This window comes from Burkholderia sp. Ac-20349 (genome assembly GCF_017104865.1).
Classification (GTDB): Bacteria; Pseudomonadota; Gammaproteobacteria; order Burkholderiales; family Burkholderiaceae; genus Burkholderia; species Burkholderia aenigmatica.
In genome coordinates, this window is record NZ_JAAGPM010000028.1 from 1 (window position 1) to 20,943 (window position 20,943).

A 20,943-nucleotide genomic window follows, 5' to 3' on the forward strand; every position below is an offset into this window, starting at 1 on the left:
CGTGCATATCGCGAGCGCCGATCCGGGCGCCGCACCCGCGATCGCGCCGAACTATCTGTCGACCGAGCACGATCGCCACGTCGCCGCGAATGCGCTGCGCCTCACGCGCCGGATCGCGTCCGCGCCGTGACACAAGCCCAGATCATCGATCCGCATGCCGCCGAACACGCGGCCGCGACGACGGTGGTCAACGGCAACGCGGCCGCGTCGGCGCTCGACAACTACGACAAGTCGTTCAAGCAGATCGATCCGCCCACCAATGCGTTCGTGATCGGCATCGGCAAGGCCAACCAGTAACGACGGCACGCTCAGGGAGAACGCCATGAACAGCGCAGCTCGCTATCCGAAAGTCATGCGTCGCAGCCTGCATCGCCAGCGCGGTGCCGTCGCGATCATCGTCGGTCTCGCACTGGCGGTGATGATCGGGTTCGTCGGCCTCGCGCTGGATCTTGGCAAGCTGTACGTCACGCGCAGCGAACTGCAGAACAGCGCCGATGCGTGCGCGCTGTCCGCTGCGCGTGACCTGACCGGGGCCATCAGCCTCTCCGTGGCCGAGGCGGACGGCATCGCCGCCGGCCACCTGAATTTCGTGTTCTTCCAGAACAAGTCGGTGCAGTTGTCGACGAACGCGAACGTCACGTTCAGCGATTCGCTGACCAATGCGTTCCTGACGAAGAACTCGGTCACGACGCCGGCCAACATCAAGTACGTGCAGTGCACGACGTCGCTGAGCAACATCGCGCACTGGTTCATCGAGGTGCTGAACGTGTTGCCGGGCGCGAAGCTGGCGAACGCGGCGACCGTGTCGGCCAGCGCGATCGCGACGGTGGGCGGTGGCCAGACGACCTGCGCGATCCCGGTGTTCGTGTGCCGCGCAACCGGCGCGCCGTCCTACAACGTCGGCGACTGGATCACGTCGCCGTCCGGGTCGTCGTCGACCTACGGGCCCGGCAACTTCGGCTGGGCGGCGCTCGACGGCTCGACGAACGAACCCACCCTGGCCGGCGAGCTGTCGGGCAACACCTGCAACATCACGAGCCCGCCGGACCTCAGCACCACGGGCTTGAAGTCGGCGTCGCTGCGTGCCTGGAATACGCGCTTCGGCATCTATACGAACGGCGCGAACGGGTCGAGCGGCCAGCCCGATTTCACCGGTTACGCGTATGTCGGCCCGAACTACGGGCCGCCCGGAACGGCCGGCATCAAGGGCGACGCCTACACGCAGTTCGTGACCGACCGCACGACCTTCAAGGTCTACCAGGGCGACGGCGCGCCGCCGTCGGGCAGCGGGGTCGCGACCAACGGCACGTGGTCGCAGGCCAATTACCAGACCAACGGTGGCGACCGCCGCGTCGCGCTTGCCCCGGAAGGCGACTGCTCGACGCTGAACGGCAACAGCGGCAAGGTGCACGTCACGCAATGGGATTGCGTGCTGATGCTCGATCCGCTGCCGTTCAGCCCCGGCAGCGGCGGTGTCGTCGCGCACCTCGAATATCTCGGCTCGTCGGTTTCCGGCAACAACCCGTGCGCGACGCACGGGATGCCGGGCAGCGGCAGCGCGTCCGGAACCCAGGTTCCGATGCTCGTTCAATAGCGGAGAGACGATCATGAAAACCCGTCCGTTTCGCCGTTCGCGCACCCGTGGCGTCGTCGCCGTCGAGTTCGCGATCGTGCTGATGCCGATGATCCTGCTCGCGACCGGCGTGGCCGAGTTCGGCCGCGCGATCTACCAGTACGAGACGCTGACCAAGGCGACGCGGGATGCGGCGCGCTACCTGTCGGTCTGGCTGCCGACCGACAGCGCGTATCCGGTGTCGGCGGCGCAGTGCCTCGTCGTCTACGGCAGCACGACGTGCGGTGCGTCCGGCACCGAGCTGGTGCCGGGGCTCACGACCTCGATGGTGACGATCTGCGATGCGCAGCACACGACCGGCTGCAGCGACTCGTCCGACCCGTCGCAATTCGCGAACCTGCCGACTTACGACGCGAACAACAACGCGGCGAGCGGCTCGGCGTCGGGCGCGATCAACGTCGTCGAAGTGAAGATCAAGGGCTACAAGTACCAGCCGATCCCCGTGTATCCGGGGCTCACGTCGATCACGTTCGGCAACATCGTCACCGTGATGAGGCAAGTGTCATGAACGCGCGCCATTTCCCGCTATCGCGCCGGCGCGGCCAGCGCGGCGCGGCACTCGTCGAGTTCGGGCTGATCGCATCGGTCCTGATCATGCTGCTGATCGGCATCTTCGAATTCGGCCGCGTGCTGTTCTACTGGAACACCGCGAGCGAAGCCGTGCGCCTCGGCGCGCGCACGGCGGTGGTCTGCGATGTCAATGCCGCCGGGGTCGCGAAGCGCGTGACCGCGATGTTGCCGCTGCTGTCGAGCGCGAACGTGTCGGTGAACTACTCGCCGGCCAACTGCGACGTGACCTCGTGCTCGTTCGTGACGGTGAGCGTCACGAACGTCACGGTCAAGACGATGATTCCGTTCGTGAACGTCACGGTGAAGATGCCGCCGTTCACGACGACGCTGCCGCGCGAGAGCCTGACTTCCGCGACCGGCGGCGCCAACTGCAACTGATCGAACAGGCGAGGCACACGACATGATCAACATCCTCGTAGCTTCCGACGACACCGCGCGACTCACGCAGATCGCGCGCCTCGTGGCCGACTGCGGACGCTATCGCGCGACGCGCGCGACCGGCCGCCCGTCGCAGATCGAACATCGCACCGACGGGCTCGACGCGTTCGACATCCTGCTGGTCGACGGCACGTCGCTCGACGCCTCCGAGCTGTCGGCGATCGAGCGGATCTGCCGGGCTCACGCCGGGCTGACCTGCATCCTCGTGACCGCGGACGCGTCGCCGCACGTGCTGCTCGACGCGATGCGCGCAGGCGCCCGCGACGTGCTGCAGTGGCCGCTCGACCCGCAGGCGCTCGGCAACGCGCTCGAACGCGCGGCCGCGCAAAGCACGCGGCGCGACACCGACGATACGCGGATCGTGTCGTTCATGTCGTGCAAGGGCGGGGCCGGCACGAGCTTTGCGGCCAGCAACGTCGCATTCGAGATCGCGGAAGGCTTCAAGCGCCGTGTGCTGCTGATCGACCTGAACCAGCAGTTCGCCGACGCGGCCTTTCTCGTCAGCGACGAAACCCCGCCGTCGACGCTGCCGCAGCTGTGCACACAGATCGAGCGGCTCGACAGCGCGTTTCTCGACGCGAGCGTCGCGCACGTGACGGAAAACTTCCACGTGCTCGCGGGCGCCGGCGACCCGGTCAAGGCCGCCGAGATGCGCGAGGACGCGCTCGAATGGATCCTGGGCGTCGCCGCGCCGCGTTACGACTTCGTGATCTTCGACATCGGCGTCGGCATCAATCCGCTGTCGATGGTCGCGCTGGATCGCAGCGACCAGATCCAGCTCGTGATGCAGCCGACGATGCCGCACGTGCGCGCCGGCCGCCGGCTGCTGGAGATTCTCGTGTCGCTCGGCTACTCGACCGACCAGATGCGGCTCATCCTGAACCGCGCGACGCGCGCGAGCGACCGGACCCGCACCGCGCTCGAGGAAGTGCTCGGCCTGAAGGCCGCCTGCACGATTCCCGACGACGCCGACACCGTGCTCGAAGCGATCAACCAGGGCCATCCGGTATCGCGGCTCGCACGCGGCACGGCGGTCACGCGTGCGCTGCAGGGTTACGCGAAACAGCTGGTCGAAGGGGAGGTGCGCGCGGGACACGGCGCCACGCGCAGCGAACCGCTGATGTCCAGGTTCTTCGGCCGCAAGGCCACGCCGAAGCTCAAGTCCATGTAATTCTTTCGGGGAATCGATCATGTCATTGCGCGAACAGATGTCGTTGCACCGGACCCCGCCGCTGGCGGCGGGCAGCGAACCGGGCGGCCCGGCTCATTCGTCGGTACGCGACGCGTACCAGAAGCTGCGCCGTGAAATTCACCTGGCCGTGCTCGAGCGCGTCGAGCTTGAGCGTCTGTCGCGGCTGCAGCAGGATCAGGTCCGGCAGGAAATCGCCGCGCTGATCTCGCGCATCCTCGACGACGAACGGATGCCCGCGAACGACATCGAGCGCCGGCAGCTCGCGATCGACGTGTATGACGAGATGTTCGGCTTCGGCCCGCTCGAAGCGCTGCTGCGCGACCCCGGCATTTCCGACATCCTCGTGAACACGTACCGGCAGGTCTATGTCGAACGCAGCGGCCAGCTCGAACTGACCGACGTGACGTTCTACGACGACGCGCACCTGATGAAGGTGATCGAGAAGATCGTGTCGCGCGTCGGGCGCCGCATCGACGAATCGAGCCCGATGGTCGACGCGCGGCTGCCGGATGGTTCGCGCGTGAACGCGATCATCCCGCCGTCCGCGATCGACGGGCCGCTGATGTCGATCCGGCGTTTCGCGGTGAACCCGCTGAAGATGGACGACCTCGTGCGCTACCACAGCCTGACGCCGCCGATGGCCGAGCTGCTCGACGCGCTGTCGCGCGCGAAGGTGAACGTGCTGGTGTCGGGCGGCACCGGCAGCGGCAAGACGACGCTGCTCAACATCCTGTCCGGGTACATTCCGCGCAACGAGCGGATCGTGACGATCGAGGACGCCGCCGAGCTGCAACTGCAGCAGCCGCACGTGCTGCGGCTCGAAACGCGCCCGCCGAACATCGAGGGCAAGGGCGAGATCACGCAGCGCACGCTGGTGCGCAACGCGCTGCGGATGCGCCCGGACCGGATCATCCTCGGTGAAGTGCGCGGCGCGGAAGCGCTCGACATGCTCAACGCGATGAACACCGGCCACGAAGGCTCGCTCGCGACGATCCACGCGAACACGCCGCGCGATGCGCTGACGCGGCTCGAGAACATGATCAGCGTCTCCGGCCTGACGCTGCCGCCGAAGACGATGCGCCAGCAGATCGCGTCGGCGATCTCGGTGGTCGTGCAGGCCGCGCGGCTGACCGACGGCAAGCGCAAGATCGTCAGCATCCAGGAACTGACCGGGATGGAAGGCGACATCATCAACATGCAGGAGATCTTCACGTTCAAACGCACGGGCGTGGACCGCGACGGCTCGGTACGCGGCCACTTCTGCGCGACCGGCGTGCGGCCGAAGTTCGTCGAGCGGTTGCAGGCATTCGGCATCAACCTGCCGGATTCGCTCTACGACCCGTCGCAGCGTTACGAGACGAACTGACGACAGGGCGCCGTTGGCTGCCGGGGAGGCCTCATGAACACGATCTTTTACGCCTTTGTGATTCTCACCTTCGTCGCCGTCGTGTTGACGATCGAAGGCGCCTATCAATGGTGGAACGCACGGCATGGCACCGCCGTGCGCCGGATCGAGTCGCGCATCCGCGCGATGTCGGCCGGCGGCAACGTGCAGCAGGAGCGGCTGTCGATCCTGAAGAAGCGGATGCTCGACGAGTCGAAGCCGTTCGACCGGTTGCTGCTGCGCATGCCGCGCGTGCAGACGCTCGATCTCCTGATCCAGCAATCGGGCCTCGACTGGACGCTGTCGAAGCTGGTCGTGCTCAGCGCGGTGTTCCCGGCGCTCGCCTGGCTGGCGCTGAGCTTCGCCACGTTGCCGCAACTGGCCGTGCTGCCGATCGCGCTGTTTGCCGGATGCTGGCCGACGTTGTACGTGATGCGCTGCCGCCGGCGGCGCATGCGCAAGCTCGAACGGCAGTTGCCGGACATCTGCGACATGATCGCGCGCGCACTGCGTTCCGGTCATTCGTTCACGAGCACGCTCGGGATGGTGAGCGAAGAGTTTCCCGATCCGATGGGCGGCGAGTTCCGGATCACGTTCGACGAGGTCAACTACGGCGTGTCGTTGCACGACGCACTGACGAACCTCGCGACGCGCGTGCCGGTGCAGGACCTGCGCTATTTCGTGATCGCGGTGCTGATCCAGCGCGAGACCGGCGGCAACCTGGCCGAGCTGCTCGACAGCATCTCCGGGCTGATCCGCGAGCGCTTCAAGCTGTTCGACAAGGTGCGCGTGCTGTCGGCGGAAGGGCGGCTGTCGGCGTGGATTCTCGGGCTGCTGCCGTTCGGTACCGCCGGCGCGATCGCGCTGCTGAACCGCGAGTTCCTGTCGGTGCTCTGGGAGGATCCGGCCGGGATCAGGATGGTCGGCGTGATGCTGGTGTCGATGCTCTTTGGCCTGTTGTGGATCCGCCGCATTGTCCGGATTCGCGTCTGACGCGCGAGCCGAATAACGAACCGTTGCGAGGCTGTCATGCAAAACCTGAGCGTAGTCCACGCCGTCATGCTGGGTGGCTTGTTCCTCTTCGTGGCCGGCGGCGCACTTGCCGCGATGCTGCTGTTCGCGCCGCGTAACATCCAGCGCCGGATTCAGCAGGCCGGTGGCGCCGTCGTCGGCGCGGGCTCCGGCGACGGCGACGATACGACGTCGCGCTGGGTCGCGAAGCTGGTGGAACTGTCGACCCCGATCTCGAGGCTGTCGGTGCCGAAGGAGGGCTGGGAGAGTTCGCCGCTGCGCATCCGGCTGATGAATGCCGGCTGGCGCAACCAGAGCGCGGCCGCGCTGTATTTCACCGCGAAGACGTTGCTCGCGCTCTTGTTGCCGTGCGCGGCGCTGCTGGTGCTGGTCACGACCCGGCTCGGGAACGAGCGCGAGATCCTGTCGGTCATCCTCGTCGTGCTCGCCGGGATCGGCTACTACATCCCGAACATCGTGCTGTCGCAGCGGGTCAAGGTGCGCCAGCAGAAGATCTTCGAGGATTTCCCGGACGCGCTCGACCTGCTGACGGTGTGCGTCGAAGCGGGCCTGGGGCTCGACGCGGCGCTGATGAAGGTGAGCGAGGAGCTGCGGTTCAGCAGCGAGGTGGTCTCGAGCGAACTCGACCTGCTGCTGCTCGAGATGCGCTCCGGCTTCACGAAGGAGACGGCGCTGCGCAATCTCGCGCTGCGCACCGGTGTGGAGGATATCGAATCGTTCTGCACGATGCTGATCCAGGCCGATCGCTTCGGCACGAGCATCAGCGAATCGCTGCGCGTGCTGTCGGACATGCTGCGCACGCGGCGCCGCATGCGCGCGGAGGAGCGGGCCGCGAAGATCGCGCTGAAGCTGCTGTTCCCGCTGATCTTCTGCATCTTCCCCGCGCTGATGCTGGTGCTGCTCGGGCCGGCGATGATTCACGTGTATCGCGTGCTGCTGCCGACGTTCGTCGGGATGTCGCATTGAGCGATGAGCCGGCGTCACGCCGGGATCGACGGAATCGTCGATAAAGGTTTTGCGTGCCGGACGGCCACCCCCGCCGGCCGGCACGGCAACAGGCTTCATGGAGGCTCCCTCCCCAGGCGGCGCCGCGAGACAGGTTGACCATAGCGGCGTCAATGCATCCTGGACCCATGGTCGGCCATGGAACAAGCCGTAGTCCACCGCCTTACCGGCTGCCCCCTACTGCTAACCTGAATGCCGGCGAAGTTTGCCGGCATCGCGTTGTGCGCGATGACGCGGCGGTCGCGGATCGTGACCGGCGTGTCAGCGGCATCCCGGACGCAATCGCGGCGATGACAGGAGCGGCGCCGCGCGATAGCATGGTCGGCAATCGCGGCGCTGCACGCGCCATTTCCGGTCGAGACGCGCCAGGAGAACCATGCCGACTTTGACGACCGAACCGCTGGAGCCCGACGAGCGCGCCCGCTTGCGCAGCATGAAAGGCGGCGGCCTGCTGGTCGTCGTGGTGGCGCTCGTGTTTACCGCGGTGCCCGTCGGCCTCGCCTTCCTCACGGAGCGAATCAAATCTCCGCTGCTGACGTTCCAGTGGATCGCGGGGATTATCGTGCTGACCAGCCTGAGCATGTATCTGATGGGCAAGTGGTACGAGCGCAAAGTCTCGCTCGACCTGAAAGCCAACCGGAAGTTCGTGCTCGACACCACGGTGGCCCGGCTTGACGTGCGCCATGTCAGCGGCGTGGCGAGCTACTACCTGCTGATTGCCGACAAGGGCCCCGACGTGCCGCGCCGGCGCTTTGACGTCGACCAGGACACCTTTGACAACTTGCGTAGCGGCGAGCGTGTCCGTATCGCGTTCTTGCCGCATTCCGGCCGGGTGCTGGAGATCGAGACGGCGAAGTACCGGCACCGGATCTGAATCCCGGATGCTCGCCGTGCGGAAGGTCGGCGATCGCCGTTGGCCGCAAGGCGGCGGAAAGGTTCGATCCCGGCGACTGTTTCGTCCTTCGTACCCATCGCATCGATGCCTTGAGTTTCATCATCCGCCGCGCTACATTGCCGCTCGCAGCAATCCGCACGGACTCCTGCGCACCCTGTAACGCGTACGTAAGGAACCCCCGATGGGGCAACAGGCGGAAGGCAACGACGACATTCCCGGCAGCCCGTCCGGCCGCGACGCACTCGCGCCGGTCGCAGGCGCCGCCGCGTTGCTGGTCGCCGCGCTCGGCACGCTGAGCGCGGTCGACGTCCTGCCCGCCGACCTGCGCTGGTGCGCGCCGCTCGCCAGCGCGTGGTGCAACGTGCTCGTCGTCGCGATCGGCGTGCTGCTCGCCGGACGTGCGCGCCGCCATCCTCCGCAAGGATCGGCCGCCACGCTGCTCGCCGACTGGCTGCGCCATGCGTTCAGCCGCAAGCAGGAACCGGAGCACGACGACAACCTGTGGCCGGCGATCGCCGCTGCGATCGACTGGCGGCCGTGGGCCGTCACCGCCGGCGGTGCGCTCTCCGTCGCGCTTGCCGCACTTGCGTGGCAGCCGCCGTCGCCCGTCATGCTGATTCGCGCGATGGCCGCGCCCGAACCCACGCTCGCGGCCGGCGCGGCAGGCATCGTCCTCGCGTTTCTGACACTCGTCGCCGAACGCCATCATGCGGGGGCCGCCGGCAGTTCGGCGGTGTCCGCGTCGCTCACGCGGGTGCTGCGCGTCGCGCTCGTCACCGCGCTAGCGGGGGCGCTGGCCGCCGCCTGGTTCGCGTTCCGGCACCGCACGGCGGACTGGCTCGTGCATGCGGTGGCGCTGCTCAACGCCGCCGTCGCCGCGGAACTGGCGCTGCGCGGCGTGCTGTCGTGGTTTGCGGTGCCGCGCGGCGCGGTCGTGCCGACCAGCGCGATCGCCGGGCTGCTGAGCCGGCGCCCGTCGCCGTTCGCGTCGCTCGGCGCCGAACTGCGCCATCGTTACGGGATCGACCTGCGGCAGAGCTGGGGCTGGCGCAGCTTCGTGCGGCTGCTGCCGGGCGCGTTCGCCGCCACCGTCGCGTGCGCGTGGCTGCTGACCGCCATCGTCGTGCTGAACCCGGAGCAGCGCGCGGTGTATGAACGGTTCGGCGCGCCGGTCGCGGTCTGGCAGCCGGGCCTGCACGTCGGTTTGCCCTGGCCGTTCGGGCGCGCGCGCATCGTCGACAACGGCGCGGTGCACCAGGTCGCGATCGCGGGCAGCGCGAACGACGGCAGCGCCGATCCGACGCCCGTGCTGGCCGACGACCCGACGCCCGAACGCCTCGATCGTCTGTGGGACGCGCCGCATCCGTGGGAAACCACCCAGGTGATCGCCGGTGCGAACGGCGACCGCCAGAACTTCCAGATCGTCAACGCCGACGTGCGGGTCGACTACCGGCTCGGCCCGACCGACGCCGACGCGCGTGCGGCGCTCTATCGCACGATCGACCCGGAAAGCACGGTACGCACGAGCGCCAATCGCGCACTCGTGCACTACCTCGCGTCGCATACGCTCGAGTCGCTGCTGGAAACGAATCAGGCTGCGATGGCCGACCAGTTGAAGCGCGCGATCCAGCAGCAGCTCGACCGGCTGCAAAGCGGTGTCGACGTGATCGCGGTCGTGATCGAGAGCGTGCATCCGCCGACCGGCGCGGCGGCCGCGTTCCACGACGTGCAGGCCGCGCAGATCCGCGCGCAGGGCAGCGTCGCGCAGGCGCGCGGCTTCGCGGCCGGCCTGCTCGGCAACGCGCAGCAGCAGGCGCTCGAACGGGTCGCGCACGCCGAAGCGCAGGCCGGCGACACGGTGTCGTCGGCGCGCGTGCAGCAGATCGATTTCGATGCCGACGTGGTCGCGTACCGGCTCGGCGGCCCCGCGTTCCCGTTCGAGTACTACCTCGACCGGCTGCAACGCGGCCTGCGCAACGCGCGCATGACGATCATCGACGACCGGCTTGCCGACGGCACGCGGGCGACCGTCGATCTTCGCAATACTCCCGCCGGCGATCTGGCCGGCATCCATTGACATGTCGCGGCGTGATCCGCGCGGGCGGCGCACCACGGCGGCAGGCCGTGCCGCCGCTCAGCACGCGGGCGACGCCACACCCGGGGCGATATCGTGAGTCTGTTTCATTCGCACGCGCATGATCATGCGCACCACGGCCATGGCCACGACCACCACGCGCATCGCGGTGCGCCGCAGCCGCCCGGCGCGTTCCGCCTGCGCGTCGCCGTCGCGCTGCTGTGCGTGCTCGTCGCGCTCGCGGTCGCGAGCTTCGTGCAGGTGCGGGCCGGCGAGGCGTCGGTGATCACGCGCTTCGGGCGGCCGGTGCGCGTGCTGCTCGAAGCCGGGCTCGCGTGGCGCCTGCCCGCGCCGATCGATGCGGTGACGCCGGTCGACCTGCGCCTGCACACCACGTCGAGCGGCCTGCAGGATGTCGGTACCCGCGACGGGCTGCGCATCATCGTCGAGGCCTACGTCGCGTGGCGCGTGCCAGCCGATGCGCGCGACATCGGGCGTTTCATGCGTGCGGTCGGCAACGAGCCGGACGAAGCGGCGCGGCAGATCCGCTCGCTCGTCGGCTCCGCGCTGCAGACGACCTCCGCCGGATACGATCTCGCGTCGCTCGTGAACACCGATCCGGCCCAGGTGAAGATCGGCGAATTCGAAGATGTGTTGCGCCGGCAGATCGACGCGCAGCTCTATGCGGCTTACGGCGTGCGGGTCGCCCAGGTCGGGCTCGAACGGCTCACGCTGCCGGCCGTCACGCTCGCCGCGACGGTCGACCGGATGAGCGCGGAACGCGAGACGGTGGCCGCGCAGCGCACCGCGGACGGCAATCGCGAGGCCGCGCAGATCCGCTCGGACGCCGAGCGCGACGCGCGCATCGCGCTGGCCGATGCGAACGTGAAAGCCGCCGGCATCGAAGCGCAATCGCGCAAGGACGCGGCCGACATCTACGGCAAGAGCTATGCGGGCAACCCGCACCTGTACACGATGCTGCGTTCGCTCGACACGCTGAACACGGTGGTCGGCACCAATACGAACCTGATCCTGCGCACCGACGCCGCACCGTTCCGCGTGCTCGTGCAGGGCCCGGGCGATGCGTCGGGGCAGGCTGCGCCGGCGCCCAAGGCGCACAAGGCCGCGCGATGAGCGACCCGTCCGCACCGCCGCTCGGGCCGGGCGCGCAGGCCGTGCGCCTGTCGTTCTGGTTCGTCGCCGCGCTCGCGGTGCTCGCCGCGTGCGCGTGGGCCGGCTCGAACATCCGGCGGATTCCGGCAGACAGCCGTGCGGTCGTGATGCGTTTCGGCGCGCTCGTGCGCACCCAGGACGCCGGGCTCGTGATCGCATGGCCGCAGCCGTTCGAATCGGTCCTGCTCGTGCCGGGCGCCGCGCGCGTGCTCGAACAGCGGATCCGCTCGCTCGACCGCGATCCGCGGGCGCTCGCGCCGTCCGTGCAGGGCGTCGCGCGGTTGCCCGACGCGCTTGCCGGGTCCGGCTACGTGTTGACGGGCGACGGCGGCGCGGTCGCGTTGAGCGCGGTGTTCTATTACCGCGTCAGCGATCCGTACGCATATGTGCTGCAGCGGGACCGTCTCGACGCCGCGCTCGAGCGGATCGTGTCCGCGTCGGCGGTCGAGGTCGCGGCGACCCGCGATCTCGACGCGATCCTGGTCGCCCGGCCCGAGCAACTGGCCGCCGACCGGCAGATGGCCGCACGCCGCGAACGGTTGCGTGGCGATCTCGCCGATGCGATCGCGCGGCACCTGCGCGCGCTCGACGCGGCGCATGCGGGGCTCGGCGTCGAAGTCGCGCGCGTCGACGTGCAGCCCGCGTTTCCCGGTGCGGCCGCCGACGCGTTCAACGCGGTGCTGACGTCGCTGCAGGTTGCCGAGCGGACCATCGCCGAAGCACGCACCGCCGCCGAACAGCGGCGCCAGGACGCGCAGCAGGATGCCGACCGGATCGTCCAGGACGCGCAGGCCCACGCGGCCGAACGCGTCGCCACCGCGCAGACCGACACGCTCGACATCAGGCAGCTCGACGCGACGCTCCGCGAGAACGGCGATCCGGGGCTGCTGGCGCGGCTGCATCGCGATCGCGTGCAGCGCGTGCTGTCGAAAGCCGGGCGCGTGACGACGATCGATCCGCACGACACCTCGAACCTGATCCTGCCCGGAAACGCCCGATGAATTCGCTCGCCGAACCGGCCACGCAGCCGGACGCCGCGCCCGCCGGCACGACGGCTTACGCGCTGTCCTCCGACGAACGCCGCACGATCACGCGGCAGATCGCGCTGGCGCTGCTCGCGGGCGGCCTGCTCGTGCTGTCGTTCGCATGGCGCATGCTGTCGGCCGGCGGCGACACGCTTGCACAATTGCTTGCCGCGCTCGCGTCGCTGATCGTCGCGGGGCCGGTGTTTGCGAGTGCATGGCACAGCCTGCGCTCACCGAGCCTGCACGGCGTGACCGATCGCCTGATCGCGCTCGCGATGCTGGCCGCGTGGGCGATCGGCGACATGACGACGGCCGCGCTGCTGCCGATCGTGATGACGTTTGGCCATGCGCTCGAAGAGCGCAGCGTGCTCGGTTCGCAGGAGGCGATCCGCGCGCTCGGCCGGTTGACGGCCGGCCGCGTGCGCCGCATCGGCCCTGACGGCAGTGTGGTCGAAGTCGCCTATGACGCGCTGCGGACGGGCGATCGCATCGAAGTGGTGGCCGGCGCGCGCATTCCGGTCGACGGCATCGTGGTGGCGGGCACGTCGAGCGTCGACAACGGGCCGATCACCGGCGAATCCGTGCCGCTCGACGTCGATACGGGCAGCGTCGTGTATGGCGGCGCGCTGAATCTCGACGGCGTGCTGCGCATCGAGGTCACTCACACCGGCAAGGATTCGACGCTCGGCAAGATCATCGCGCTGATGCAGCACGCCGAGCAGGCGAAGCCGCCCGTCACGCAGGTGCTCGAGCGGCACATGGGCGAGTATCTCGCGCTCGTCCTGCTGATCGCGGCGATCGTCTGGTTCACGTCCGCGAATGCGTCGGCGATGCTCGCCGTCATCGTGGCCGCGTGCCCGTGCGCGCTGGTGCTCGCCGCGCCGTCCACGGCGATTGCCGGGATCGCGGTCGGCGCGCGGCACGGCATCCTGTTTCGCAATGCCGCGTTCCTCGACAAGATCGCCGAAGTCGATTCGCTCGTGATCGACAAGACCGGCACGCTCACCCGCGGGGAATTGCAGGTCCGGCAGATGTGGTTGCAGCCTGGCGTCGACGGCGCGCAGGCGCGTGCGCTGGCCGCGCGGCTCGGCGAAAGCAGCGCACACCCGGCGAGCCGTGCGCTGGTTCGCGATGCCGCCGCGTCCGGTCTCACCGGCGCCGCCGTTGCGCCATTCGAACGCACGCGGGAATTGCGCGGCCTCGGTGTCGTCGCCGATACGCCGGACGGCACGGCCGTGCTGGGTCGGCCCGCGCTGCTGGCCGACCACGTCGATGCGTTGCCGCCGGCCCCGGACGGTTTCGACGGGCCGCTCGTCGGCCTCGTGCTCGGCGGGCGGCTGCTCGCGTGGTTCGGTTTCGCGGATACGCTGCGGCCCGACGCGCGCGAGGCGCTTGCCGAACTGCGGACGCTGGGCCTTGCGCGGCAGACGCTGTTGACGGGCGACCTCGAGCGCGTCGCGAGCAAGGTCGCGGCCGAGACGGGCATCGAGACGGTGGTCGCGCAGGCGCTGCCGCACGACAAGCTCGACTACGTGATGCGCGAGATCGGCGCGGGCCTGCATCCGCTCGTCGTCGGCGACGGGCTGAACGACGTGCTGGCGATCAAGGCCGGCTCGACGAGCATCGCGATGGGCGAGCGCGGCGTCGACATCGCAATCGCGTCGGCCGACGTCGTGCTGCTGGGCGACGACCTGCGGCGGATTCCGACCTGCATCCGCCTGGGACGGCACTGCCGGCGCACGGCGACGAGCAATGCGGCGATCGGCCTCGCATGGACGCTCGCGGTGATCGCGCTGGCCGCGACCGGCATGCTCGGCGCCGTGTGGGCGGCGATCCTGCATAACGTCGGCACGTTCATCGTGATCGCGAACGCCGGCCGGCTGCTGCGGATCGACGAGGACGATCGCGGCGCGTGAGCGGAGGAGGGCGATCGTTCAGCGGCGCACCTCGTGCAACTTCGCGAAATTCGCCTTCACCCCATCACGGCCGACCTTCGCTCGGCACCTCGGCCGCCTTGCTGAGTTCCCCCATGATGATCCGCGCGATTTCGTTGGCCGGTGCGCGTCCATCGGGCGCGGCAGCCGTGTTCGACCACGTGACGATCGTCGTTTGCGTGACCGGGTCGTAGCCCATGAAGGTGTTGAAGCCGGGTATCTCGCCCGTATGTCCGTAGAACGTGCCGAACTTGGCCAGGCCCAGGCAGTAGCTCGCCGACATCGGGTCGGTCGCATCGATCGGCGTGCAACTGGCGAGCCGTTGCGCCTGCAGGTCGGCGTTCAGGTAGCCGCCGCCGACCATCCGCTGCACGTAGGCGGCCAGTTCCGTGACGGTTGAAATACCGGAGCCGGCCGTCCACGCCCACGACGTATTGACGCTGGTCACGTTCGTCGGTTGCAGCGCGCCGCTTTTCGCGTCAGCCTGGCGCTGGGGCGACAGTGCGTCGCTGTCGGTCGTCTCGGTATTGGTGCCCCATTGATAGCCCTGCGGTGCCGGCGCCGGCAGCGACGTATCCTGCTGCGGCGGGAGCAAGGTATTGGCCAGGCCGAGCGGCGCAAACAGGCGCGCGTTCATCGCATCGGCCGCGCTCATGCCGGTCAGCTGCTCGATGATGAGCCCTAGCAGTATCGTGTTCGTATTCGAGTAGCGAAAATCCGTGCCGGGCGGGAAATAGACCGGCTGGCTTTCGGCGATGCTCAGCAAATCGGACGTGGTCCACACCTTGTCCGGCTGCGCATCGAGTGTCTGGTTGAACGCGAGATTCGTCGAATAGTTGTAGAGGCCGCTACGCATCGTCAGCAACTGTTCGATCGTGATCGTATTGCCGTTGGGCACGTTCGGGACGAACTTGCTGACGGTGTCGCCGAGACTCAGCCGGCCTTCCTGGACGAGTTGCAGAATCACCGTGCCGGTCCAGGTCTTCGTCACGCTGCCGACTCGAAAGTGCGCATTCGTCGGGATCGGCGTATTCGTGCCTCGCACGGCCGTGCCGAACGATTCGAGCCAGTTGCCCTGCGGCGATTGCACATAGACGACCGCGCCGGGCGTCAGCGTGTCCGCGAGCAGCGCATTGATCTGCGGGCGCGCCGCGTTCGCGAACGCGGGCGTGCTCGAGGCCGGCGAGCTGTCGCCGCCGCACGCGGAAACGGCGAGGCCGATGACCACGGCCGGTGCGACGGCAACCATGCCGCGCACCAGCCGCCGCGATACGTTCGACAAAAACCGGGAGGTTGCTGAAGTCGCCATGGCGCGGACCCTCCGTGGTCGTGACGTATTGCCTGCGTTGCCTTCTCCAAAACTATAGGACAGGCGCGCGGCTGCCTGCAGTCCGCATTTTTCGTCTGACGATAGCGATCGGGCGCGTTCACCCGGTCGCGGCCGTCACTGAAAGTGATGCACGTACCGCAGCACCATCCGCGTGCCTTGCGGCCGGTTCCGCGCATAGGTCTCGAAGTACGCGTTGAACATCAGATGATCGTGCGGCGAGAAGCTAACCATGGCCCCCGGGCCGATCGCGAACACGGCCTCGCGCGTGCCGGGCACGTCCTGCCCGTTTTCCTTCATGTCGGTGGTCTGCCGCAGCCAGTAGCCGTTGAGCCCCAGCCGCAGGCCGGGGCGCACTTCATACTCGGTCGCGAAGTTCGCGTGGATGGCCTGCCCGGCCTGCGTCGACGTCACGTCCGGGCCGAGCGACGTGGCCGGCTGATGGTTGGTCGCGTTCCACAAATAATGCAGCCGCCACGACACGGTCCACTTGGGCGTGAGCCATAGCGTCGCCGCCCAGTACGGATCGAACGACCAGAAATGGCTGCCGGGGTTGATCGCGCGCGACGGATCGTAGGCGCCGGTCGGCGCGATGAACTGGAATTCCACGCGCTGCGCGAAGCGCGGGCCCTGTGCGCCCATCACCGGGTCGAACTGGATGAACGGGCCGATCAGCAGGTCGCCGAAGCCGGCACGCGCATTCAGCGCGACGTTGCCGATGCCGTCGTCGGTCCGCGCCGACGCGATCCACGGCAGGATCACGTCGAGGCCGGGATGCATGCCCGCGAACGTCAGCGGCGACTGATAGACGAGCTGGCTCAGCCCCGCGAACAGGTCGATGTCCTGCTTCGGCAGCCCGACCTTGTTGCCCGCATTGTCGTTGACGCGGCCGGCCGTGTAGTACTGCAGGTACTGCGTGCCGTACCAGCCGGAGCCGGCCGGCGGCATGCCGTCGAGGAAGCTGGTCATGCCGAGGTTGACCGCCGGCAGGTCGGCCGCGCTGGCCGGCGCGCTTGCGGCCATGCCGGCAATCGTGAGGCCTGCGACGACGAGCAGGCGAGAGCCGAATGTCATGTTCACCACCTCCTTTATGTTTATTTGCATAACTAATCAAATGGTGCGAAAAAGATCGGGATGATCGGCGATCGCGCGATACTGACCGGCATGGAACACCAGCGGGGCTTTGCCGAACGCGTCGAACTGTTCGATCTGGCCGATGAAGAGCAGGTGATCGCCGCCTTCGTAGTGGCCGACGTTGCGGCACACGAAGCGCGCACTCGCGCCGTCGAGGCAGGGCACGCCGCCCGCCTGCGAATCGACGTGCAGCACGCCGTCGAACTTGTCCGCGCTGGGCGTCGCGAAACGGCGCGACAGGTCGATCTGGTCGTGCGCGAGGATGTTGATCGCGAAATGGGTAGCCGCGACGAAATCCGGGCGGCTCGGCGCGAGCTTGCGCAGGCTCCACAGCACGAGCGGCGGATCGAGCGACAGCGACGAGAACGAATTGGCGGTGAGGCCCACTTTGCGTCCGTCGGCCGCGCACGTGGTGATCACGGTCACGCCGGTCGGGAATTGCCCGAACGCGGCGCGCAACTGCATCGGGTCGAGGGCCGGGCGATCAGTGGCGGTCGTTTCCATGGCGGTTACTCCGCACGCAGGCTGTGTTCGCGGATCATCGCCGCGCAGGCCGACGGCTCGAACCACCACGGCGAGAACCGGCGCGGATCGTCGAAGCCGTCGACGATCGCCGCGGCGAGCGAGGGCAACTGACCGGCCGCGCCGAGCAGTTCGAGGATGTGCGGCGGTGGCGGGGTGAGCAGCGAGTTGGTCCAGCGCACGACATGCTGCGCATAGGCCCAGTAGCCTTCGAACGTCTGCTGCATCCAGTCTTCGCCGAACGGTGCGGCATCGCGCGCGACGATCGCGTCGAAATAGGCCTTCGCGCATTTCGCGGCATTGTTCGATCCCTGGCCGGTGATCGGATCGTTGACGACCACCGCATCGGCCATCCCGAACACCGTGCGGCCCGACGGCAGCCGGAAGAACGGCTTGCGCACCGTCGGCGCGAAACGTCCGGCCAGCGTGCCGTTCGGATCGGTGAGCTCGACGTCGCGGCAGCGCTCGAATTCCCACGGCACGTAGTGCTGCAGGAACGACAGGCTGCGGTCCAGATGCTGCTCGGGCGTCTTCACGTCGGCCCAGCAGTCGAGCGGGCCGCCCGGAATGCCTTCGAACACCATGATTTCGCACGGGCCCGTCGTGGTCAGCGCGGGGAACACGAAATACTCGCCGATGCCTGGCAGCAGGTTGAAGCGCACCCGCGAATACGGCTGGCTCGGCGTCATCCCTTTCACATAGGTGAGGGCCAGCGCGCGTTGCGGGCGGTCGAACGCACTGCGCGCGTCGTCGCGGCCGAGCAGGTTGACGATCTCGCCCTTGCCGGCCGCGAGCAGCACGAGGTCGTGGCTGCGCGTCAGTTCCTCGAGCTCGGGCACGCCGATGTCGCCGATGCGCACGTCCGCACCACGGCGCCGCACGCCATCGAGCCAGTCGGCCATTTTCACGCGCTGGTCGACCGACTGCGCATAGCGGGTCAGCCGCGACGACCAGTCGAGCACCTTGCGGCCGTTGCCGTCCGGATGCGGCACCGCGATGCCGATGCCTTCGACGGACGGGCACGCTTCCTCCCACGTGTTCAGGCCGAGGTCGCGCTCGATCTGCAATGACGTGTGGAACATGCACTGGCTCGACATGACCTTGCCGGTGCGGATCTGTTCGGCGTCGCGATTGGTCGCGAGCGTGACGTGGTAGCCCTGGTCGAGCAGGGCGAAGGCGAGTTGCAGGCCGGACTGGCCGGCGCCGACGATAGCGATGCGTCTCATGGGAATGTCCTTGGTTGGCCGGATGCCGGCTGGCGTGATAGTGCGGGAAGCGGTGGCGACGATTGGTTATTCCGCGAGGCGCGGAATGGCCGGCACCGCCTGTTCGGGGCCCATCGCGGAATAGCCGCCGTCCACCGCGTAGTCGGCGCCCGTGACGAAGCTCGCTGCGTCGCTGCACAGGAACGTCACGACCTGCGCGACCTCGGACGGATCGCCGACGCGGCCGAGCAGGTGGAACGGCGCGGCGACGCGATCGGTCTTCGCCCGGTCGCCGTGCGTCAGCTCGTCCATCACGCGCGACCACGTCCATCCCGGCGACACCGAGTTGACGCGAATGCGATCGGGCGCGAGATCCATCGCCATGCTGCGCGTGAGCTGGCGGATCGCCGCCTTCGACGTCGGGTACAGCCAGCGGCCGGTCTGCGCGCACCGGGCCGAGATCGAGCTGAAGTTCACGATCGCGCCGCCGCCGCGCCGGATCATGTGCGGATGCACGGCCTTGGCGAGCATCGCCGCCGACACGACGTTGACGTCCATCGCGGCGAGCCAGTCGTTGCGGGTCGCCTGGATGCCGTTGTCGACGTAGCTGCACGCGAGGTTGACGAGCACGTCGATCGCACCGAACCGTTCGACGATGGCCGATATCGCACGCTCGATCGCACGATCGTCGGTGATGTCGAGCGCGACGAACATCGCCCGTTCGCCGAGCGAATCGGCGACGCGCGTGCCGTTCTCAGCATCGAGATCGAGGATCGCGACGCACGCACCGGCGCGGCTCAGGTCCTGCGCGACCGCGGCGCCGATCAGCGTGGCGCCGCCGGTGACGATCGCGACTTTGCCAGCAAGGGCAGTCATGGGGTGTCTCCGAACATGGTTGTGTGAGGGAAGGGCTGCGTCAATGCGCATCCGTCGGCGGCGCGCTGTCCTGCCAGCGGCGCATCAGGCCGTTCGACGGCACGGTTACGTCGAGCAGCTTGCGGGCCGTTTCGACGCCCGCGACCGGCAGGCCGTCCGGATCGAGCAGCCCGATCTGCACGAGCACGCTGGCCTGGTCCCAGTAGATGTGCTCGTGATAGAGCTTGTCGCCGCGAAACTTGACGATCGCGACGAGCGGAATCTCGACGCGCTTGCCGGTCGGCGCGACACCCGGCAGCATCCAGTCGATCTCGGTGGTGTGCGTGAAGCAGAACAGCAGTTCGTCGACGATCTGGCTCGCGCCGATCGTGCGCGAGATCGGCGTGATCGACGTGTCGGGCGGATTCGCATGCACGAAGTGATGCGTGTAGAAGCGCTTGAGCTCGTCGTAGCCGACGCCGCCCGTCAGCGTCGGAATATGGTTGACGTAGGGCTCGGCGACCATCGTCGCCATCGTCGCGTCGACGTTGCGCGTGTCGAACTCGTGCTTGAGATGCGCTTCCCACAGCGTGGACAGGTCGTAATGCGGACCGAGCGCGGCACGGAATGCGGCGATCGCGCGCTGGTGGGCCATCACCGCGGCGGCCGGGTCGAAATGATCGCCGCCGACGCGCGCGAACGCGTGATCGACGCCCGGATACACGTACACGTCGACGCCGTCGCGCCCGGACAGCGCTGCGGCAATGCGCTGCTGCGCATCGGGCGGGCAGAAGCGGTCCTGCCCCGCAATCTGCAGCACGAGCCGGCCGCGCAGGTGCGCCGCCTCGTCCAGCGTGTGTTCGATGCCCACGCCGTAGTAGCTGACCGCCGCGGCCACGCCGGGCAGCCGGCACGCGGCGAGATACGCGAGCTTGCCGCCGAGGCAGTAGCCGAGCACGCCGGCTTCGCCCGTGCATGCCGGCAACTGCTTGAGTGCGTCAAGCGCGGCACCGACGTCCTCGACGCCCTTGTTCTCGTCGTATTCGCGGTAAAGGGCCATCGCGCGCTCGACGTCGGCGGCCGCATAACCGAGTTCGATGCCCGGCGCCTGGCGCCAGAACAGGTCGGGCACGAGCACCGTATAGCCTTCCTCCGCGTAGTAGTCGGCCACCTCACGCATCGTCGCGTTCGCGCCGAAGATCTCGTGGCACAGCACGATGCCCGGCCCCGTGCCGCCGGCCGGCGTGCTCAGGTACGCGCGAAACGTGCCGCCATCCGGCGACGGAATCTCGATGTGACGTCCTTTCATGTGTCCCTCCATTCGTTTCATTGCTGCGACGAGCCCAGTATTGGCGGACGAAATGGGCACTTCTATCCGCTTTCTTCGGCCGGTATCCGCGAATTCCGGAAACCTGACGGTCCGGCCGCCGCGCGTGGGCAGGCGCACGGCCAACTGCGGGTATGTGCGGATGCGGAAGTCCCGCACAGTTTTCTACGATGCGCGAACGGTCCGCTTCTTGCGTCGTTTGCGCGGGACTTGCGTGC

18 protein-coding genes and 2 pseudogenes are annotated in these 20,943 nt (G+C 68.3%); 14 read left to right on the forward strand and 6 right to left on the reverse strand.

The annotated features are described in order from the left end of the window. The 14 genes and pseudogenes from G3N61_RS12470 to G3N61_RS12535 form a co-directional block, all read left to right on the forward strand. Nucleotides 1-127, forward strand: a pseudogene (locus G3N61_RS12470) (GMC oxidoreductase); the annotation flags it as partial. Continuing rightward, nucleotides 112-297, forward strand: a pseudogene (locus G3N61_RS12475) (hypothetical protein); the annotation flags it as partial. The pseudogenes G3N61_RS12470 and G3N61_RS12475, both read left to right, overlap by 16 nt. A 25-nt stretch (nucleotides 298-322) precedes the next feature. After that, nucleotides 323-1,594, forward strand: coding sequence for a TadE/TadG family type IV pilus assembly protein (locus G3N61_RS12480; RefSeq protein ID WP_089452635.1), 1,272 nt, complete (start codon nucleotides 323-325; stop codon nucleotides 1,592-1,594). A 13-nt stretch (nucleotides 1,595-1,607) separates the two neighbouring features. Then, nucleotides 1,608-2,141 (forward strand): TadE/TadG family type IV pilus assembly protein, encoded by a 534-nt coding sequence (locus G3N61_RS12485; protein ID WP_089452636.1) that lies wholly within the window; start codon nucleotides 1,608-1,610, stop codon nucleotides 2,139-2,141. Then, entirely contained in the window at nucleotides 2,138-2,581 is a 444-nt protein-coding gene (locus G3N61_RS12490) for a TadE family protein (RefSeq protein WP_043183810.1), read from the forward strand. Before G3N61_RS12485 ends, G3N61_RS12490 begins: the two co-directional genes overlap by 4 nt. 22 nt (nucleotides 2,582-2,603) lie before the next feature. Then, nucleotides 2,604-3,812 carry an AAA family ATPase gene (locus G3N61_RS12495; RefSeq protein ID WP_043183809.1) on the forward strand — a complete coding sequence of 403 codons (1,209 nt, stop codon included), beginning with the start codon at nucleotides 2,604-2,606 and terminating at the stop codon, nucleotides 3,810-3,812. Between the two features lie 19 nt (nucleotides 3,813-3,831). Further along, entirely contained in the window at nucleotides 3,832-5,199 is a 1,368-nt protein-coding gene (locus G3N61_RS12500; protein ID WP_043183808.1) for a CpaF family protein, read from the forward strand. 33 nt (nucleotides 5,200-5,232) lie between these two features. Next, nucleotides 5,233-6,210: a type II secretion system F family protein gene (locus G3N61_RS12505; RefSeq protein WP_043183807.1), complete on the forward strand. Its 978-nt coding sequence runs from the start codon at nucleotides 5,233-5,235 to the stop codon at nucleotides 6,208-6,210. Between the two features lie 36 nt (nucleotides 6,211-6,246). Continuing rightward, nucleotides 6,247-7,215 (forward strand): type II secretion system F family protein, encoded by a 969-nt coding sequence (locus tag G3N61_RS12510; protein ID WP_043183806.1) that lies wholly within the window; start codon nucleotides 6,247-6,249, stop codon nucleotides 7,213-7,215. 415 nt (nucleotides 7,216-7,630) lie between these two features. Further along, nucleotides 7,631-8,128 (forward strand): hypothetical protein, encoded by a 498-nt coding sequence (locus tag G3N61_RS12515; RefSeq protein ID WP_205822536.1) that lies wholly within the window; start codon nucleotides 7,631-7,633, stop codon nucleotides 8,126-8,128. 202 nt (nucleotides 8,129-8,330) lie between these two features. Continuing rightward, entirely contained in the window at nucleotides 8,331-10,226 is a 1,896-nt protein-coding gene (locus G3N61_RS12520) for a protease modulator HflK (RefSeq protein ID WP_205822537.1), read from the forward strand. Nucleotides 10,227-10,319: 93 nt separating this feature from the next. Beyond that, a complete protein-coding gene (locus G3N61_RS12525; protein WP_205822538.1) occupies nucleotides 10,320-11,357 on the forward strand; it encodes a protease modulator HflC in 1,038 nt (345 codons plus the stop codon). Continuing rightward, the gene (locus G3N61_RS12530; protein ID WP_205822539.1) at nucleotides 11,354-12,397 is read left to right on the forward strand and encodes a protease modulator HflK; all 1,044 of its coding nucleotides are present in this window, start codon (nucleotides 11,354-11,356) and stop codon (nucleotides 12,395-12,397) included. The genes G3N61_RS12525 and G3N61_RS12530 overlap by 4 nt, the downstream gene beginning before the upstream one ends. Further along, on the forward strand, nucleotides 12,394-14,337 hold the full coding sequence (locus tag G3N61_RS12535) for a cation-translocating P-type ATPase (RefSeq protein ID WP_205822540.1): 1,944 nt from the start codon (nucleotides 12,394-12,396) through the stop codon (nucleotides 14,335-14,337). Before G3N61_RS12530 ends, G3N61_RS12535 begins: the two co-directional genes overlap by 4 nt. 64 nt (nucleotides 14,338-14,401) lie before the next feature. Here the strand turns inward: G3N61_RS12535 and G3N61_RS12540 are convergent, their stop codons facing one another. The 6 genes from G3N61_RS12540 to G3N61_RS12565 form a co-directional block, all read right to left on the reverse strand. Continuing rightward, nucleotides 14,402-15,664: a serine hydrolase domain-containing protein gene (locus tag G3N61_RS12540; RefSeq protein ID WP_205822541.1), complete on the reverse strand. Its 1,263-nt coding sequence runs from the start codon at nucleotides 15,662-15,664 to the stop codon at nucleotides 14,402-14,404. Nucleotides 15,665-15,799: 135 nt separating this feature from the next. Further along, on the reverse strand, nucleotides 15,800-16,756 hold the full coding sequence (locus G3N61_RS12545; protein ID WP_043183951.1) for a transporter: 957 nt from the start codon (nucleotides 16,754-16,756) through the stop codon (nucleotides 15,800-15,802). Nucleotides 16,757-16,792: 36 nt separating this feature from the next. Continuing rightward, nucleotides 16,793-17,320, reverse strand: a complete 528-nt coding sequence (locus tag G3N61_RS12550) for a flavin reductase family protein (RefSeq protein ID WP_205822542.1) — start codon at nucleotides 17,318-17,320, stop codon at nucleotides 16,793-16,795. Nucleotides 17,321-17,325: 5 nt separating this feature from the next. Next, nucleotides 17,326-18,564 (reverse strand): styrene monooxygenase/indole monooxygenase family protein, encoded by a 1,239-nt coding sequence (locus G3N61_RS12555; protein ID WP_205822543.1) that lies wholly within the window; start codon nucleotides 18,562-18,564, stop codon nucleotides 17,326-17,328. 66 nt (nucleotides 18,565-18,630) lie between these two features. Further along, the gene (locus G3N61_RS12560; protein WP_205822544.1) at nucleotides 18,631-19,419 is read right to left on the reverse strand and encodes an SDR family oxidoreductase; all 789 of its coding nucleotides are present in this window, start codon (nucleotides 19,417-19,419) and stop codon (nucleotides 18,631-18,633) included. 40 nt (nucleotides 19,420-19,459) lie between these two features. Continuing rightward, complete coding sequence (locus tag G3N61_RS12565) at nucleotides 19,460-20,707, reverse strand: dienelactone hydrolase family protein (RefSeq protein ID WP_205822546.1); 1,248 nt, start codon at nucleotides 20,705-20,707, stop codon at nucleotides 19,460-19,462. Nucleotides 20,708-20,943 lie beyond the last annotated feature (236 nt).

Coding starts and splice junctions, on each gene's coding strand:
- G3N61_RS12540 (WP_205822541.1), bottom strand. CDS start 15,664: ATGGCGACTTCAGCAACCTCCCGGTTTTTGTCGAACGTATCGCGGCGG.
- G3N61_RS12495 (WP_043183809.1), top strand. CDS start 2,604: ATGATCAACATCCTCGTAGCTTCCGACGACACCGCGCGACTCACGCAG.
- G3N61_RS12485 (WP_089452636.1), top strand. CDS start 1,608: ATGAAAACCCGTCCGTTTCGCCGTTCGCGCACCCGTGGCGTCGTCGCC.
- G3N61_RS12515 (WP_205822536.1), top strand. CDS start 7,631: ATGCCGACTTTGACGACCGAACCGCTGGAGCCCGACGAGCGCGCCCGC.
- G3N61_RS12535 (WP_205822540.1), top strand. CDS start 12,394: ATGAATTCGCTCGCCGAACCGGCCACGCAGCCGGACGCCGCGCCCGCC.
- G3N61_RS12520 (WP_205822537.1), top strand. CDS start 8,331: ATGGGGCAACAGGCGGAAGGCAACGACGACATTCCCGGCAGCCCGTCC.
- G3N61_RS12565 (WP_205822546.1), bottom strand. CDS start 20,707: ATGAAAGGACGTCACATCGAGATTCCGTCGCCGGATGGCGGCACGTTT.
- G3N61_RS12490 (WP_043183810.1), top strand. CDS start 2,138: ATGAACGCGCGCCATTTCCCGCTATCGCGCCGGCGCGGCCAGCGCGGC.
- G3N61_RS12510 (WP_043183806.1), top strand. CDS start 6,247: ATGCAAAACCTGAGCGTAGTCCACGCCGTCATGCTGGGTGGCTTGTTC.
- G3N61_RS12550 (WP_205822542.1), bottom strand. CDS start 17,320: ATGGAAACGACCGCCACTGATCGCCCGGCCCTCGACCCGATGCAGTTG.
- G3N61_RS12480 (WP_089452635.1), top strand. CDS start 323: ATGAACAGCGCAGCTCGCTATCCGAAAGTCATGCGTCGCAGCCTGCAT.
- G3N61_RS12500 (WP_043183808.1), top strand. CDS start 3,832: ATGTCATTGCGCGAACAGATGTCGTTGCACCGGACCCCGCCGCTGGCG.
- G3N61_RS12545 (WP_043183951.1), bottom strand. CDS start 16,756: ATGACATTCGGCTCTCGCCTGCTCGTCGTCGCAGGCCTCACGATTGCC.
- G3N61_RS12530 (WP_205822539.1), top strand. CDS start 11,354: ATGAGCGACCCGTCCGCACCGCCGCTCGGGCCGGGCGCGCAGGCCGTG.
- G3N61_RS12555 (WP_205822543.1), bottom strand. CDS start 18,564: ATGAGACGCATCGCTATCGTCGGCGCCGGCCAGTCCGGCCTGCAACTC.
- G3N61_RS12505 (WP_043183807.1), top strand. CDS start 5,233: ATGAACACGATCTTTTACGCCTTTGTGATTCTCACCTTCGTCGCCGTC.
- G3N61_RS12560 (WP_205822544.1), bottom strand. CDS start 19,419: ATGACTGCCCTTGCTGGCAAAGTCGCGATCGTCACCGGCGGCGCCACG.